Origin of the sequence: Vibrio sp. SCSIO 43136 (genome assembly GCF_023716565.1) — a bacterium.
Lineage (GTDB): Bacteria > Pseudomonadota > Gammaproteobacteria > Enterobacterales > Vibrionaceae > Vibrio.
On sequence record NZ_CP071849.1, the window covers coordinates 474,555 to 488,637 of the forward strand.

The window sequence follows — 14,083 nt, forward strand, 5'->3', positions numbered from 1 at the left end:
CGCATTGAAGTGACCCCATAAAGTTGGACATTTCTGTTAAGCGGCTTGCAAGGCCTGATTTCGATATTCAATCGGAGTCAGGCCTTTTAGTTTTACCTTAATCCGCTTGGTGTTGTAATACTCGATATACTCTTCAATCTGCTCTATAAGATCGTTGGCATCATTAAATGATTGATTGTGGTACATCTCTGTCTTAAGCAGTGCGAAGAAGTTCTCTGCCACTGCATTATCTAAACAGTTCCCTTTTCTCGACATGCTCTGTGTTAACCCATTATCGGTAATTTTCTTCTGATATAACTGATGTCGATATTGCCAGCCTTGATCACTATGTATGATCGGTTTTGAGTGCTTATCCAGCTTCGAGATCGCTTCTGTTAGCATATCAGTCACAAGAGGCAATCGTGCGTTCTTGGCGACTTTATAAGCGACAACCTCTTGAGTAAACAAGTCAACCACTGGTGACAGATAGACTTTTTGGCCTTTTACTTTGAACTCAGTAACATCGGTTACCCATTTTTCATCTGGTTTAGTTGCCGTGAAGTCTCTTTCTAAGATATTTGGCGCACTTTTGCCTGTTTCCCCTCGATAAGAGCGATACTTCTTGGGTCTAACGGTTGATTTTAGACCTAGTTCTTCCATCAGTCGCTGGACCGTCTTGTGGTTTATTACGAACTCCAGCTTCTTTAACTCAAGGTGAATACGGCGGTACCCATACCGACCCTTATGCTCATGATAAATTGATTTAATTAACTCTCGTTCAATCGTATAGCTATCCGAGCGCTTACTCGCTTGTACTTGATAGTAGAACACACTTTTTGGCAGCTCGAGTGCTTGGAGCAAGTGTTTTAGTGGGTGTATTTCTCTGAGAGTTAGAGCAATTACCGTTTTTTCTTTATTTGACGGCGTCTCTTTTCCTGCTCTAACTCCTCTAACTTTTTTAGGACAGCATTCTCCGCTCTCAAGTACGCTAACTCCTCTTTCAGCTCCTCCAAAGTCTTATCATCATCGGATGTAATAGGATGTTGAGGTTGCTGTTTCATAAGAGGTCTGCCTACTTTCTGAGGCTCGAGCCCTTTAATACCTTGTTCTCTGTATCTTTTTAGCCAAACAGAGAGTGTTCCAGGGGTCGAGAGGTTTAAGAAGGCACTAGTGTGCGTCAGAGACCAGCCATTCGTCCACATTAAATTAATCGCTTCTAGCTTCGTTTTAGCCGTTGAAGCATGATTTGTGGGAAGAAAAGAGTTAGTACCATGAATAGCAAAGACTTGCGCCCAGTACCTAATTTGTCTAGAGGAAATGGAATATTCTTTAGCTAACAGGCGAGATGGCACACCACTTAAGCATTGCTTAGCAATGATGCACTTCAACTCACGACTATATTTGGACATAAAAGACCCCCAATAATTGGTGTCCAACTATTGGGGGTCAGTTCACTTTGATGCGAGGGCTTTTTTGATCATGGCGTATTGTTGTGCGCCCAACTGTGGTGCCATAGCAGTAGGCTACTTAGAGGTTTGGGTTTGCATATTAAGTAGCCTTGCACCTTCATGTCATCGTATTTTCTTCCCAGATATTCAAGGTCTGAAAACTCTTCCGTGCCCTCTGCAATTAACGAAATATCGAGTCGCTTGGCTATATTGACCAAAGTGTCGACAACAACCTGATTGAAAGGATCGCGGTGTATATCGCTTATCAAAGTTCGATCAATTTTGACTTCAGTAAAAGGTAAGCTGCGCAGTTGATTGAGGTTGGTAAAGCCAGTACCAAAATCATCCAGCGAAAGGCCAAAGCCCTGCATTCGGAATCGGTTAATGCTCTCAAGTTGCTCTGTGTCTTCTAATGCAAACTCTTCTGTTATCTCTAGCGTGAAGTTCTCACGATCCAAGTTCTCGTGATCGATCGCCTGCATAAACTCCTTTGGATAGCCTTTTTCACTGAGCTGGGAAGGGGAAAGATTGAGACTGATTTTTACATTCTTGCCAAATTCTGCGATAAGTTTAGGCGTATCAGCAACCACCTGCTTGAGAACAATTCGAGTGACATCGTTAAGCAATCCACACTCAATAGCCGTTGGAATGAATTGTCCCGGCAATATGGCATTGCTCTTACCGGGTTTTACGATCCTTGCCAGTACCTCAATGCCTTCCACACTGCGACTTAGCAGCTTAACTTTGGGCTGATAATAGGGCTCGATGAGTCCGTCTTGAATGCATTCGAGCAACTCTTGTTTAGTTAATGCTTGCTCAGCTGGTGCGTGTCGCTCAGTGATGCGGCTTAACTTAAACAAGACTCGTTGCAGTTCATTGATAGGGATAGGTTTCGGGATATTGCCAATCAAGTTGATCTTATGTTTACGAGCAATTTCCGAAGCCAGTTCGATCACTCGGGTATCCATTTCGGAGATGATGCACACACCCCCTTGAAAACCAATTTGACCGAGCTCTTTGATCACCGACATGCCATCAATTTCTGGCATATTGAGATCCGTAAATACCGCACTGTATCGCTGTGGCGATTTTCTAATATGTGCTAAAGCCGTTTTGGGGCATGAAGAAGTCACGATATTATCGAAACCAAGTTCAGCCATCATGCTTCGCATTATTAGTAAGATTGCAGGTGAGTCGTCTATTACGACGATATTTTGAGTTTTCATAAAGCATCCTGCCCTGACGTTTGGTTAAAATATAGTCAGTGCAACTCCGCTTTGCAAAATGTTGCTTATGAAAAAATAAGCCTGTTGGCCTTGGTTGATCACTAAGTATTGAGAACGAAAACAGAAAAGCTCACCACGGGGGATGAGCTTTTTATAAATCATTGTGCTGGCCACTTTACCATGGCTTGAGACTGGCTTAGAAGTAGTAGTTTGCGTTAACCCAAACTGATGTTGCATCTTTCTTGTCCATCTTAAGCGCAGTATCGTTTAGTACGTGCTCTACTTTAAGACCAAGGCTTGCTTGTGGGGCGATCATCATACCACCACCAAGGGTCACTTCATTGAAACGAGTTTTTGCTTCGTTGATGTAGGTAGTGCGAGGGTTTGCGTATACCCAGTTACCGTTATCGAATGCGTACATTGCGTAAGCACCAACTTGGTTCATCATGCTGCTTTCAGATACTTTAGTATCTTCATAAGTAAATTCAGTCGCTGCATAACCAATACCTGCCATTGGGAAAAGCATGATGTTTGGTGTTACTTGGAACTTGTACATTGCACCAGCGATAGCACCAGTCATTGCTTTGTTGCCAATGATGTCTAGCGAGTAGCCAAGACCTTCAGTCACGTGGAAGTAACGACCGCGAGCAGAAACTTGACCAGTTAGATCATCTTTCTTGTCTGCTACTGTTACGTCAGCAGTGAAGATGTGTGAACCCATACCGTAGATACCGTTGAACTGAGTTGCGTCAGCGCCGCGGCTCATACCAAGACCAGTGTAAGAAGCGGTTGGATCACCGTAGTTTACGTCTTGTGCTTCTTCTGCGAATGCTGGTGCAGATAGTACTGCGATTAGTGGTAGAGTAAGTGCTAGTTTTTTCATTTTATAACCTGCTAGTAATTTGGCTATTCCATAGCAGTTGGATAATAATTTATAGGATTCCGCTCCCTGTTGGTTCCTATTATTCATATTATTATTTAATATCAAACTCTCTTAGCGAGGGGTTTTCCCATTCAAGTGGTTTTTGGATATGACATTAGAACAGATAAAGGCTTTCGTGCTTACCGTTGAAAGCGGTAGCTTCAAATCTGCGGCAGATAAGCTTGGAAAACATGCTTCTTCAATAAGTGAGTTGGTGTCAAACCTTGAGATAGATACCGGATTAGAGCTATTTGAAAGAAAACCGAGAAGTTTGGAAATTACCGAGCAAGGCAAACACCTGTATCATTATGCGAAGCCGATTTTGAACGAAGTAGACTTGTTCAGTGCCCGAGTCGATAACTTGCTCGGGGCTCGTCCGAGTGAGTTTTCGTTGGCGATAGATAAACTGCTCCAAGGCCCGGTATTGAGTCGCTGCTATCAAATCCTACAACAAACGTATCCGGGAATTCGGCTAAAAATATTGATTGGGGATACGCTGCAAGTGAACGATTGGGTTCGTTCAGGAGAAGTGTCTTTGGGCATTGCTATGTCGATGTTGGAGTTTAATCCTCAACTCACGACCCATAAAACTTTTGGTATTGAGGCGGTTAGGATCATCGGTAGTGCTCTGCCTCAACCAAAAAATATGGATGAATTGCGCCGTATACCGCAAATTGTTCACCGAGCATTTAACCAGCCGCATAACTCCCACAACCAAGTTTACAGTCATCACGTTATTGAAACGAATGACGCAGAGGAAATGGTATCTCTGATTGAAGCAGGAATGGGGTGGGGCTACGTGCCTAGGAAGTATGCTGAGACAGCGTTTGAACGAGGAACCATTGCAGAATTCGAGCATCTACCGACGGGGTATCACTCGTGGTTTACTGAGATTATCTATCTGAGTGGTCTAGAAGCCGATGATGCGGTAAAGACATTTATCGCCGAAGTAAACAAAATCGATAGCCTTTAAAAGGGTGTATTAATTGCTGAAATTTTACTTATACGCAACAAGTTGACCAAGGTAACAAATTGGCCATTATCCCCTCTAAATTTAGGGCTAATGGTGGGCCTGTGCGGTAAAATGAAGTTCAATTCTTCGATGAGCAGAGGTGGAATATGTTTCGATTTGTCTCTTTGTTTTTCGTCTTGGTTGCAGTGTTGGTAACCTCTATCGCAATCGTGGTTTATCGTACGCCTTATCTACGCTGCCAAAACAGCACCGCTCCAATTACCGTGCAGAGTGGCGTTGAAATGCAGTGCACTCAGCCAGCCAGTTTGTGGCAGCGCAATATCCACAACTAAAAAAAGCGTGCTCCCCTTGTGTTGAGAGAGCACGCCCTTGGTTACCAATACCATTCGCTTTGCTGGGCATCTAATTCCAGTTGCAAAGGCTCACTGCCATCGTAAAACCACACTTCGGCAAGTAAGGTTTCGTCACTTTGTGCCAGCGTGATTTGTGCGGTGGCTTTGCCATCTTTAAGCGGCATTGCAACGATGCGGCTTCCATAATCTGGAGCTAGTATGCCCTGAGCCGATTCGTCGTAGACTCGATATACCGACAAGTAGGCTTTTTGGTTAAAGCTTGATGACAAATCTACGTTCAGGGTTGCCTCTTGTCTCGGGTCGTAGCTAAAGTCATTCGGTGCCACCAGATCCGTTGTTACTTCAATTGCGCTTGGTGCTGGCGAAACTGGCGTTGGCGTCGGGGCAGACGCACTGCCACCGCCGCCACCTCCACCACAACCAACCAAACCAAGGGTGACGATAAAACTCATTGATGTTTGCTTAAACGTATTCATGGTCTTGTCCTCTGTTAGTAGCATTGGCTGGTGATGGCATGTTTTGCTTTGTACCAATCGGTGTTTACTTGGCCGCCGGTCTGGGTGTACTCCGCAAATTTTGGATACGCATTGAGAATGTCGGTACGCTCTGTTGGCCACATCCACGCATCGTCGTAAATCATCAGTGCCCAAGGTAGGTTGTTGGCCGTTTTGAAGTATCGACCTGTTTGAGCATCACTGGTATCAGCACCAATGCCTTGGAACAAATTACCTTGGTCGAATTTCTCAGTGGGTGCTTGGTCTGCTAAATGTACTTCCCATTTACGTCCCGGTTTTTCAATAATACCGCTGCCGTGGTAGTAGCCTGGCGTTGCGAAGATAAACGGGTCATAAGGCATCGCTTGTAGTGATGAAGTATCCCCATCGAAACTCACATGAAGGTCAAACGCAAAGCTCATATCATTTCGACAACTGGCCTGCGTTCTAAAGTAGGAACATTGGTTAGTTTTGTGGTCGATTACATCATTGATGATCACAAAGCTTGCTTCGTTCATATCGCTTTCAAGGCCAGAATGGTTTTGCTGAACATCATTAACCATCAGTCTGGTCAAGCTAGTGTTCACATCGCTAGCAAGCACGTTAGGCAATCTCACAGCAAAGCCACTGTGATAATCTGCGCCCACCGCAGCAAGCTTGCCTGAAATGGTGGTCTTAGCGACGACGCCATCTTTCAACACCTCGGTCACTCGGTAACGAAGCACCACATCATTCATGTCGTAATCTGCGGTATAAGGCCAGTTATCTTCATAAGATAAAGTGACGTAACCTGATTCTGAAGGGAAGTGACGAACCGTGGTATTGGCTGCGGTGATGGTTAGAGCATGGTCTTCTACTTCACCAGAAGTAGCACCGCCTGTTGGCGCTAACCCCGTTTGTTGACTAAAACGGAAGCGGCTCCAAGTCGACCCCGCCACAGCATTAATGTCAGCGTTGAAAGGTAAGATGTTTTGCCCTTGTGATAGAAGTAAATCGTCAAAGATTTTTTCATTGGTTGGATCAAAGACACCATCTTGGTTCCAGTCAATCCATGCGGATAGGTAACCTGAAGTCGAAGCATGAACAGTCACAATGGCATCTAATCCCGGCTCAATTGCTGTTACAAAGCCTACGCCATTTTCATCATCACTGGTGCCTGTGCTGTCATCACTGTTTGGCGCTATTTGTCCATCAGATTCGCCATCAGGTGCGGTCGTTCCTAACCAAGTCAGGTCATCAATTTGGTGGCGTGGGCCGTTGGATGCCAGTAAGGTTGCGTAGCTATCAGGTGCATCACCAAAATCGATGGTTGAGTCTTCATCGATGACAGGCGCATTGGCACAGCGAGCCCCATCGTTTTGGCTTGAGCTTGGTCCTGAAGCAAACAACACTGCTGGAACAACGCCAGAATCGATAATGGCTTGGCTACTTAGATCGATACGGTAAATCAACCCATCTTGGTTTCTAGATAAGTAGTAATAGCCATTCACATCAAAATAGCCTGCGCCGAATGTGCCCGTTTCTCCGGTGTCTCCCACGTAGGTTGCAGCGCCATTGCTTGGATTAAATTCATACAGAGCGCCAGAGTTGTTATCCACACCATAGAGCTTGTCATTAACTGGGTTAAATGCCATGTCAGTGAGACTGACCGAACCAAAAGTGCTTAGTCGCTCCACAACTACTGTTGCGTTCGGATCGCTATCAAGCGGAGCAAGGTCAATGCGAAATAGCCCCTTACCACTGCGGTACAGGTAGTATTTGTGGTCAAACACATCACCGACATAGAAGGTGTGGTCGGTAGGTAATCCAGAAGTGTTGATGGTCTCGACTTGGAAGTCTTTACCCATGCGCACAATTTGCTTGTTGGTGGTGTCATAGCCATAAATGTATCGGTCTGCTTCATCAAAGCCGAGCCCATTAATGTTGGAGCTGGTACCAGCATCCCCTTGCAATAGGGACGATTGTCCAGTTACCAGGTTGACCCCATACACTTGTACAGGCTTTGACTGGAAGAGGTACGCCTTACTCGGGCAAGTATCAAATGGTGCTGCTATCACACTAGCGTGCGTCATGGCCAGTCCTAGTCCTATCCAATATTTGTTCATAATCGTCCCCTAGTCATTGAAGTTTCACAGGGACTATTTCAATAGTTGTGCCAAAAATAAGCCATTGAATTATAAGGACATAATTTTGGGGGTTGTTGAGTGTTTCAATTTGATTGTCAGATTGAGAAGGGCAAGCACAATAGGTTTTTAAAGTTCACCTAATTGGACAATCTCTATATGAAATATATGGATGGGCTAAGCGAGTATTTTTGTGCACACTAAGACAATCGCTCAATGAGAAACTTCACAAACAGTCTGCCTTGGTATATACCGTAAGAAGAGCAAGCAGTGCTCGATAACCACTTTTACTCACCAAATACATAGAAAGGAGCAATGAATGAATCACTTCAAAGATTTGTCCAGATCTATGTACCTTAAGTGGCAGTCTTGTAGTTGGTTAACCCAGTCTGCATGGTACAACTTAGATCATATCCTCTCTTTCCGTCTCTCTGCTGAATAGCACTCAGTTTTCAAATTAGGCAGTTTTGCCTGGATTCATTTTGCGATTAGGACACTTGGGGCACAGCCTCGCATGACTAGTTGCTCAAAAACTATTTGAAAATTAAGAGATTGAGCTATGGAAAACTTTAAACACCTACCTGAACCATTCCGCATTCGTGTTGTGGAGCCAGTAAAACGCACCACCCGAGAATACCGTGAACACGCAATTCTAGAAGCGGGATTAAACCCATTCTTACTCGACAGTGATGATGTGTTTATTGATCTTTTGACCGACAGTGGTACAGGTTCTATCACTCAAGAGATGCAAGCGGCGATGTTCCGTGGTGATGAAGCCTACAGTGGTAGCCGCAGTTACTATGCACTGGCGAATGCCGTGCGAGAGATCTTTGGCTACGAGCTAACCATCCCAACTCACCAAGGCCGTGGCGCTGAGCAAATTTACATTCCTGTGTTGATCAAAAAGCGTGAAAAAGAAAAGGGCTTGGATCGCACTAAGATGGTAGCTCTGTCTAACTACTTCTTCGATACCACTCAAGGACACACGCAAGTGAACTGCTGTGTTGCCAAGAACGTGTACAACGAAGATGCATTCAACACCAGCATCAATGCTGACTTCAAAGGCAACTTCGATCTAGAAAAGCTAGAACAAGCCATCATCGACGCTGGCCCAGAAAACGTGCCATACATAGTGTCTACCATTACTTGTAACTCGGCTGGTGGTCAGCCAGTCTCGATCGCTAACCTCAAAGCGACCTATGAGATTGCGCAAAAGTACGATATTCCAGTCATCATGGACTCTGCTCGCTACGCTGAGAACGCCTACTTTGTGCAGCAGCGCGAGCCGGGTTACCAAGATTGGACCATCGAACAGATCACCCGTGAGACCTACAAATACGCTGATGGTCTAGCGATGTCTGCTAAGAAAGACGCCATGGTACAAATGGGTGGCCTGTTGTGCTTTAAAGACAACCGCTTTGAAGATATCTATAACGAGTGTCGCACCTTATGTGTAGTACAAGAAGGGTTCCCAACCTATGGTGGCCTTGAAGGTGGTGCCATGGAACGCTTGGCGGTCGGTCTATATGACGGTATGCGTCAAGACTGGCTTGAGTATCGAATTGGTCAGGTGCAATACCTTGTAGATGGCCTTGAGAAAATCGGTGTGGTTTGCCAGCAAGCGGGCGGTCACGCTGCGTTTGTTGATGCGGGTAAATTGCTCCCACACATCCCAGCCGATCAGTTTCCAGCCCATGCACTTGCTTGTGAGCTATATAAAGTCGCAGGTATTCGTGCGGTAGAAATCGGCTCACTACTGCTAGGCCGTGACCCAGCAACAGGCAAACAGCACCCATGTCCTGCCGAGCTACTGCGTCTAACTATCCCACGAGCCACGTATACTCAAACCCATATGGATTTCATTATAGAAGCATTCGAAAAAGTGAAAGCCAACGCCCATAAGGTAAAAGGGGTAGAGTTTACCTACGAACCTGAAGTGCTACGCCACTTTACTGCAAGGTTTAAAGAAGCGCAGGATATTGAAGTAGCAAAGCCAAGTGAGAGTGTTGAGGCGTTGGAAGTTTAGGTCTCAAGCTCGGCATCTCATCGCTAGGCTACTGATATGCAGTTAATGTTGAGTTATTAACTGGATTTATGTTGCGATAGTGGCTTTCTTGATCGGTCGTGATGGAAATTGTGGCCGATTTTTTGTGTTTGAGTTTTCACGGAAAGCTCTCAGGTTTGTTGGAGGTTATGGAGTAGCGAACCCAAATACCTTTTACATTTCTGCCCCGAAAAGAGTTACGCCTCGAAGTTCAAACAATGATGTTCAGTTAACTTTGATATACAAAAGTATAGAGAGGCAAAATGGCCCTTTCTTGGCTGGAGATATATGATGGATGCTCTTGAAAGTGGCTTGGCTTGTTACTGTCACCAGCGCCAAAATGAAGGCAAAACCCAATAAAATGGGGAGTGGTGCAAAGATATGAATGTTAATTGTGTGTTAAATTCAACGTGGTGTGTCCATTAAAATATATAAGGAGCGTGTATTAATGTTGCGTCTTTTGCCATTTTTAGCGCTGGTGCTTTGGGTCAATGTGGCCTACGCCAAACTGATGCCGAAAGAAGAGTATCAAGCGTTGAGCCAAGAAGAACAGGAAAGTTATCTTCAACAAAGATTTGAGTTTTATGATAAAGCCATCAAAGGGGACCCTAAGGCTCAAATGTCGATGTATTCCATCAAACGTTATTACCAACAAAAAGAAGATGCAGAAGTTTGGTTGCGCAAGTCTGCTGCACAAGAATATCCACAAGCTCTCTATGTTCTAGGAACACATTTTTATATTGATGATCCGATACAGTCCCTTTACTGGCTCGAAAAAAGCTATGTGGCTGGCCATCATATTGCCGCAATTGACATCACAAGGCTTTACCTAGCTCTTGAAGATGAACATAAATCTTCCCTTTGGCATAGAAAAATTGAATACCGTTTTGCAAAACAGAAAGTAAAACTCAAAGATGAAGATTTTGTGGCGATCGCGAAGCTATCTCTTGATGTTGGGCGATATCATTTGGCGATGATCCAGTACGAAAACCTAATAGAAAGAGAGATCCATTTTTTTGCTGATGATTATCGTGACTCTGTCTATGGCCTGTTCGGGTTAGGTCCAGAATCGATTCCCATAGTTCTATACGATGGCGTTGGGCTTTCTGATATCGATAAAATGACGCATTCAGTGGAAGAGCGAAAACTGGTCAATAAAATTGTTGCCATGCGCACCGAGCGAATGAAACAGAGTGAAGAATACCAACGTTACGCGACGAACATTCGCCAACTGCATAAATCATGTCCGTCTGATACCCATTGTAAGGTGCTTAGCGACCTGATGAAAAAGCTATAGCGTAGATTTAGGGTGTTCAGCGACGTGTTACTTATGGGTGACGTAACATGTCTTTGCCCCAATATGAGTTTTAAATACTATTTTAATCAATAAGCAATTCTAATACGAACAAGCCTTGCGATGAATGCGAGGCTCACAAGCGACTGGATTTTTACCACTAAATCAGAATTATGGTATACAGCATCGTTTATATTTCTTACCACTGCCGCATGGGCAAGGTTCGTTTCTTCCAACTTTTTTACGTTCTATCTGCGGCTGCTTACCAAAGGAAATTTTTCTTACGTCTTCTTTGTGATGCTCTGGTGAAATAGGCTTTAGATCCGCAACTAAACTATCCATCTCATCTGATTGGCTCCACTAGAATGATTTAATAAGGACAGGCACCACAATTTTGCACAAGTAAATGTCCACATAAATTAAAAGGTTTTTATATAAAAGTTAGATGTCAAGCAGGTAAAGAGAAGAATTAATTTTCTACCATTACCCTAGTAAATTTAAGGAGCTTGACATGAAACTGGTTGTTATCTTATCCGCTATCCTACTGATGGCTGGCTGTGCGAGCAGTACCGTAACGAGTACTTCATATTCAGGATCTTCTGGCAGTGGGCTTCAGCCTTTGCCGAAAGACGCAGAGTTTGGTCCAATCCCTGAAAACTATCAGCCAGAGGTTGAAGCGTATGTCAGGCAGAACGTTTCTCATCCGGATCGGCTTGAAATTAACTTCAAGAAGATGCGGAAATTCTACACAAACAGCGCTTGGTCTGGAGAGATAGAATGGTATGACTGGGTACTGGAAATAGAGGTCAATAAAGCTTCTATATACCGATTATTTAGTGCAGACAGTGATGAGTTTGAACCATGGTATATTCGATTTCACGATGGAAAAATACTCGAATCCTACTCACGTGAAGATTACTTCTCGGTCAAAAAGAAGCGTAGGGTAAAGATTTACCGACCGGAAAATGAGGCTTATCCAGATTCAGTAACTCGCTGTTTAGAGCAAGATGAACCGTTATGTATTGAATCCTCTATTGCGTCCAACTCAAATATCATCAGTCAGAAAAACCGGCAACATAGTCTGTTGTACTGGACTGTTGACGGTCAGGCTCCCAAAGTCACTGCTTGGCTGCTAGATAATCATCCGTGGAGTGAGAGTGACCAGCATGATGCGCTGAGCCTGGCGTTAAAGAAAGATGACCTGGTGTCGTATCGCATCCTGAAGAAAAACGAAAAACCAAATTTTTCGGATCTTGAACTAGCCATTGGTTCGGGTGCAGCCAAGGTTGCTACAAGCCTTGTAGAGGAGCTTTCAACGTTAAGTATTGAGCAGAAGCAATCTGCACTTCTATTGGCAACAGAAGGGGCGCAGCCTGCACTAGTTAAGTCCATGCTTACACGTGGCTATCCAGCTTATATCGAAGAATCATTAACCCTTCAGCCGCTGACAAAAGCAATCGAAATGGATGACTCAGTAATAGCGATTGCTATGCTGAAGAGCATGCCTCCTCCTAGCGTCGATCGCCTAAATGCCCTTTACACTGAGGCACTGATGACTGGGAAATCCCAAGAGTACCAGAACTATCTTAGGTCAGAGGGAGCGCAGTTAAGCCCGTATCAGGACAAACAGGGTAACAACCTGCTCGGTATAGCGCTACTTAACAATAAAATAGAGAGGCTGGAAGAGTTTATTCTAGCTGGCGTTGACCCGTCTCATATCAATGCTCAGGGGGATACACTGGTTCACCTTGCAGCTGGAAGCTCTAAAACGGCCAGATACATTGCCGACTTGGTCGCACAAGGGGCAAACCCATTTAAGAAAAATCTCAAAGGAGAAACGCCTTTTGATGTGGCGTTAAAAAACGAAAACCTGGCAGTGTCTAAAACACTAGCTCCTTTCTATATTGCAGCAGGTGGGTATGAGAAAGAGATTGAACAGTTCTTAGACCTTTTAATCAAAAAGCGCTCTCGTGAAACTGGTAAGTACATTCGTATGGCAGGTGTCTCTCCAGATATGAAGATTGGTCCATACCAGCGCCCGATGATTGTGTACGCTATAGCGATTGATTCAGGCAGTGATGTGGTTGAGTCCATTTTGAACGCAGGAGGTAACCCTGATGTTTACACTGGCCTCGCAGAAACTCCAACTCCCGCTTTGTATGCAGCGAGCCTGAGAAGACGCTATGGGTATTTCTACGTTTTACATGAGGCAGGGGCGGACTTCAATATACCGGGTGGTGATGAAGGGTTTACTGTGATGGATTGGTTCTTTGAGTATCACGCTGATAAAGAGTCAAAGTATGAAATATATGAGATGGGGGGTAGGGCGAACTACTACCGATCAATTGAATCAACTATATTCCCAGACTCATCTCCTCCGGTATTTGATGCAGCAGCATTTATGGAGTCGGTCAGACAGGATGCGCAGAAAATCAATGAACATAACCAGTATTGGCAGAAAAAACAGCGAGAGCAACAGGCCAGAATTCAGGCTGAGCTGGAGCAAAAAATAGCAGCCAGAAACAAGTCGCTCAATGTACAGAGGCAAGAGAACAACATCAGTCCCACTAAGACAATGGCTAAGCCTGAGTTTGATATCACCAAATACACGGTGACAGCAAAAGCAGGTAGTCCTAAAGTGATGGTTACTGACGGTTTTAGTCAGTCCAGAAAAAACGAAAAGCAGCTCTCTTCAAACACGTTAATTGCAAATCAGCAAAGTCTGGTCTGGACAGGTAATACCCGTGGCGGAGAAACACAACATACGGGTACTTTTAGAAAAAATGACTCGCAGGTAGGGGAATGCGCCATCCGAAACTTGGAAGTGAAGTATGAGGTTTCTCACTTCATGGGGGAACCGTTTGTCGGTGGTTCTCACAAAGTAGATGATGCAGCCAACAGTTGTCTGACGGAGAACTACGGTACAACTTTCAGCGGACTGGAGTTTTGGTTGATCATCAATAATCAAGGGAATACTGGATACGTGAGACACAGTTCTGGGTCTCCGGACTGGGATCAGTTTATCTGTGGGTTTAACGGAAAGCAAAAGACAGGTTGTTTGTCCGAAGAGCAGGCAAAACAGATGCTAAAAGGGGCCTCTGTTACGGGGTATGTCTGGTCTCACCGTTAGTTATTGGCCCTGGGTGTTCCAGGGCTTTCCTAATACGCATCGAATAAAATCCGAGCAAATAGTTTGAATCTCTCAGACAATTATTCAAAAAGTTATT

General features: G+C 44.5%; 13 protein-coding genes. 6 read left to right on the top strand and 7 right to left on the bottom strand.

Features of this window, described 5'->3' with window-relative positions:
• Window positions 1-36 precede the first annotated feature (36 nt).
• From J4N39_RS16830 to J4N39_RS16845, 4 genes are all read right to left on the bottom strand, one after another.
• Window positions 37-879, bottom strand: coding sequence for an IS3 family transposase (locus tag J4N39_RS16830; RefSeq protein ID WP_353505632.1), 843 nt, complete (start codon window positions 877-879; stop codon window positions 37-39).
• Entirely contained in the window at window positions 879-1,388 is a 510-nt protein-coding gene (locus tag J4N39_RS16835; RefSeq protein WP_252018614.1) for a helix-turn-helix domain-containing protein, read from the bottom strand. Before J4N39_RS16835 ends, J4N39_RS16830 begins: the two co-directional genes overlap by 1 nt.
• A gap of 68 nt (window positions 1,389-1,456) precedes the next feature.
• A complete protein-coding gene (locus tag J4N39_RS16840; protein ID WP_252026057.1) occupies window positions 1,457-2,653 on the bottom strand; it encodes an EAL domain-containing response regulator in 1,197 nt (398 codons plus the stop codon).
• Window positions 2,654-2,849: 196 nt separating this feature from the next.
• Window positions 2,850-3,536 (bottom strand): outer membrane beta-barrel protein, encoded by a 687-nt coding sequence (locus J4N39_RS16845; protein ID WP_252026059.1) that lies wholly within the window; start codon window positions 3,534-3,536, stop codon window positions 2,850-2,852.
• A gap of 148 nt (window positions 3,537-3,684) precedes the next feature.
• Between J4N39_RS16845 and J4N39_RS16850 the strand changes: the two genes are divergently transcribed.
• A complete protein-coding gene (locus tag J4N39_RS16850; protein WP_252026061.1) occupies window positions 3,685-4,548 on the top strand; it encodes a LysR family transcriptional regulator in 864 nt (287 codons plus the stop codon).
• 146 nt (window positions 4,549-4,694) lie between these two features.
• Window positions 4,695-4,880 (top strand): hypothetical protein, encoded by a 186-nt coding sequence (locus J4N39_RS16855; RefSeq protein WP_252026063.1) that lies wholly within the window; start codon window positions 4,695-4,697, stop codon window positions 4,878-4,880.
• A gap of 41 nt (window positions 4,881-4,921) precedes the next feature.
• Here J4N39_RS16855 and J4N39_RS16860 read toward each other — a convergent pair whose 3' ends face one another.
• The gene (locus J4N39_RS16860) at window positions 4,922-5,377 is read right to left on the bottom strand and encodes a hypothetical protein (protein WP_252026065.1); all 456 of its coding nucleotides are present in this window, start codon (window positions 5,375-5,377) and stop codon (window positions 4,922-4,924) included.
• Between the two features lie 14 nt (window positions 5,378-5,391).
• Complete coding sequence (locus J4N39_RS16865; RefSeq protein WP_252026067.1) at window positions 5,392-7,500, bottom strand: LruC domain-containing protein; 2,109 nt, start codon at window positions 7,498-7,500, stop codon at window positions 5,392-5,394.
• 337 nt (window positions 7,501-7,837) lie between these two features.
• Here J4N39_RS16865 and J4N39_RS22980 point away from each other — a divergent pair, with 337 nt between their 5' ends.
• From J4N39_RS22980 to J4N39_RS16875, 3 genes are all read left to right on the top strand, one after another.
• The gene (locus tag J4N39_RS22980) at window positions 7,838-7,960 is read left to right on the top strand and encodes a hypothetical protein (RefSeq protein ID WP_286036845.1); all 123 of its coding nucleotides are present in this window, start codon (window positions 7,838-7,840) and stop codon (window positions 7,958-7,960) included.
• Between the two features lie 117 nt (window positions 7,961-8,077).
• The gene (gene tnaA / locus J4N39_RS16870; RefSeq protein ID WP_252026069.1) at window positions 8,078-9,544 is read left to right on the top strand and encodes a tryptophanase; all 1,467 of its coding nucleotides are present in this window, start codon (window positions 8,078-8,080) and stop codon (window positions 9,542-9,544) included.
• Window positions 9,545-10,010: 466 nt separating this feature from the next.
• Window positions 10,011-10,859, top strand: coding sequence for an SEL1-like repeat protein (locus J4N39_RS16875; protein WP_252026071.1), 849 nt, complete (start codon window positions 10,011-10,013; stop codon window positions 10,857-10,859).
• A 168-nt stretch (window positions 10,860-11,027) separates the two neighbouring features.
• Here the strand turns inward: J4N39_RS16875 and J4N39_RS23070 are convergent, their stop codons facing one another.
• Complete coding sequence (locus J4N39_RS23070) at window positions 11,028-11,198, bottom strand: SEC-C metal-binding domain-containing protein (RefSeq protein WP_503064159.1); 171 nt, start codon at window positions 11,196-11,198, stop codon at window positions 11,028-11,030.
• Window positions 11,199-11,367: 169 nt separating this feature from the next.
• On the opposite strand from J4N39_RS23070, the gene J4N39_RS16880 reads away from it, so the two are divergent.
• Window positions 11,368-13,986, top strand: a complete 2,619-nt coding sequence (locus J4N39_RS16880; protein ID WP_252026074.1) for an ankyrin repeat domain-containing protein — start codon at window positions 11,368-11,370, stop codon at window positions 13,984-13,986.
• Window positions 13,987-14,083 lie beyond the last annotated feature (97 nt).

Coding starts and splice junctions, on each gene's coding strand:
- J4N39_RS16835 (WP_252018614.1), bottom strand. CDS start 1,388: ATGTCCAAATATAGTCGTGAGTTGAAGTGCATCATTGCTAAGCAATGC.
- J4N39_RS23070 (WP_503064159.1), bottom strand. CDS start 11,198: ATGGATAGTTTAGTTGCGGATCTAAAGCCTATTTCACCAGAGCATCAC.
- J4N39_RS16865 (WP_252026067.1), bottom strand. CDS start 7,500: ATGAACAAATATTGGATAGGACTAGGACTGGCCATGACGCACGCTAGT.
- J4N39_RS16850 (WP_252026061.1), top strand. CDS start 3,685: ATGACATTAGAACAGATAAAGGCTTTCGTGCTTACCGTTGAAAGCGGT.
- J4N39_RS16875 (WP_252026071.1), top strand. CDS start 10,011: ATGTTGCGTCTTTTGCCATTTTTAGCGCTGGTGCTTTGGGTCAATGTG.
- tnaA (WP_252026069.1), top strand. CDS start 8,078: ATGGAAAACTTTAAACACCTACCTGAACCATTCCGCATTCGTGTTGTG.
- J4N39_RS16845 (WP_252026059.1), bottom strand. CDS start 3,536: ATGAAAAAACTAGCACTTACTCTACCACTAATCGCAGTACTATCTGCA.
- J4N39_RS16840 (WP_252026057.1), bottom strand. CDS start 2,653: ATGAAAACTCAAAATATCGTCGTAATAGACGACTCACCTGCAATCTTA.
- J4N39_RS16855 (WP_252026063.1), top strand. CDS start 4,695: ATGTTTCGATTTGTCTCTTTGTTTTTCGTCTTGGTTGCAGTGTTGGTA.
- J4N39_RS16880 (WP_252026074.1), top strand. CDS start 11,368: ATGAAACTGGTTGTTATCTTATCCGCTATCCTACTGATGGCTGGCTGT.
- J4N39_RS16860 (WP_252026065.1), bottom strand. CDS start 5,377: ATGAATACGTTTAAGCAAACATCAATGAGTTTTATCGTCACCCTTGGT.
- J4N39_RS22980 (WP_286036845.1), top strand. CDS start 7,838: ATGAATCACTTCAAAGATTTGTCCAGATCTATGTACCTTAAGTGGCAG.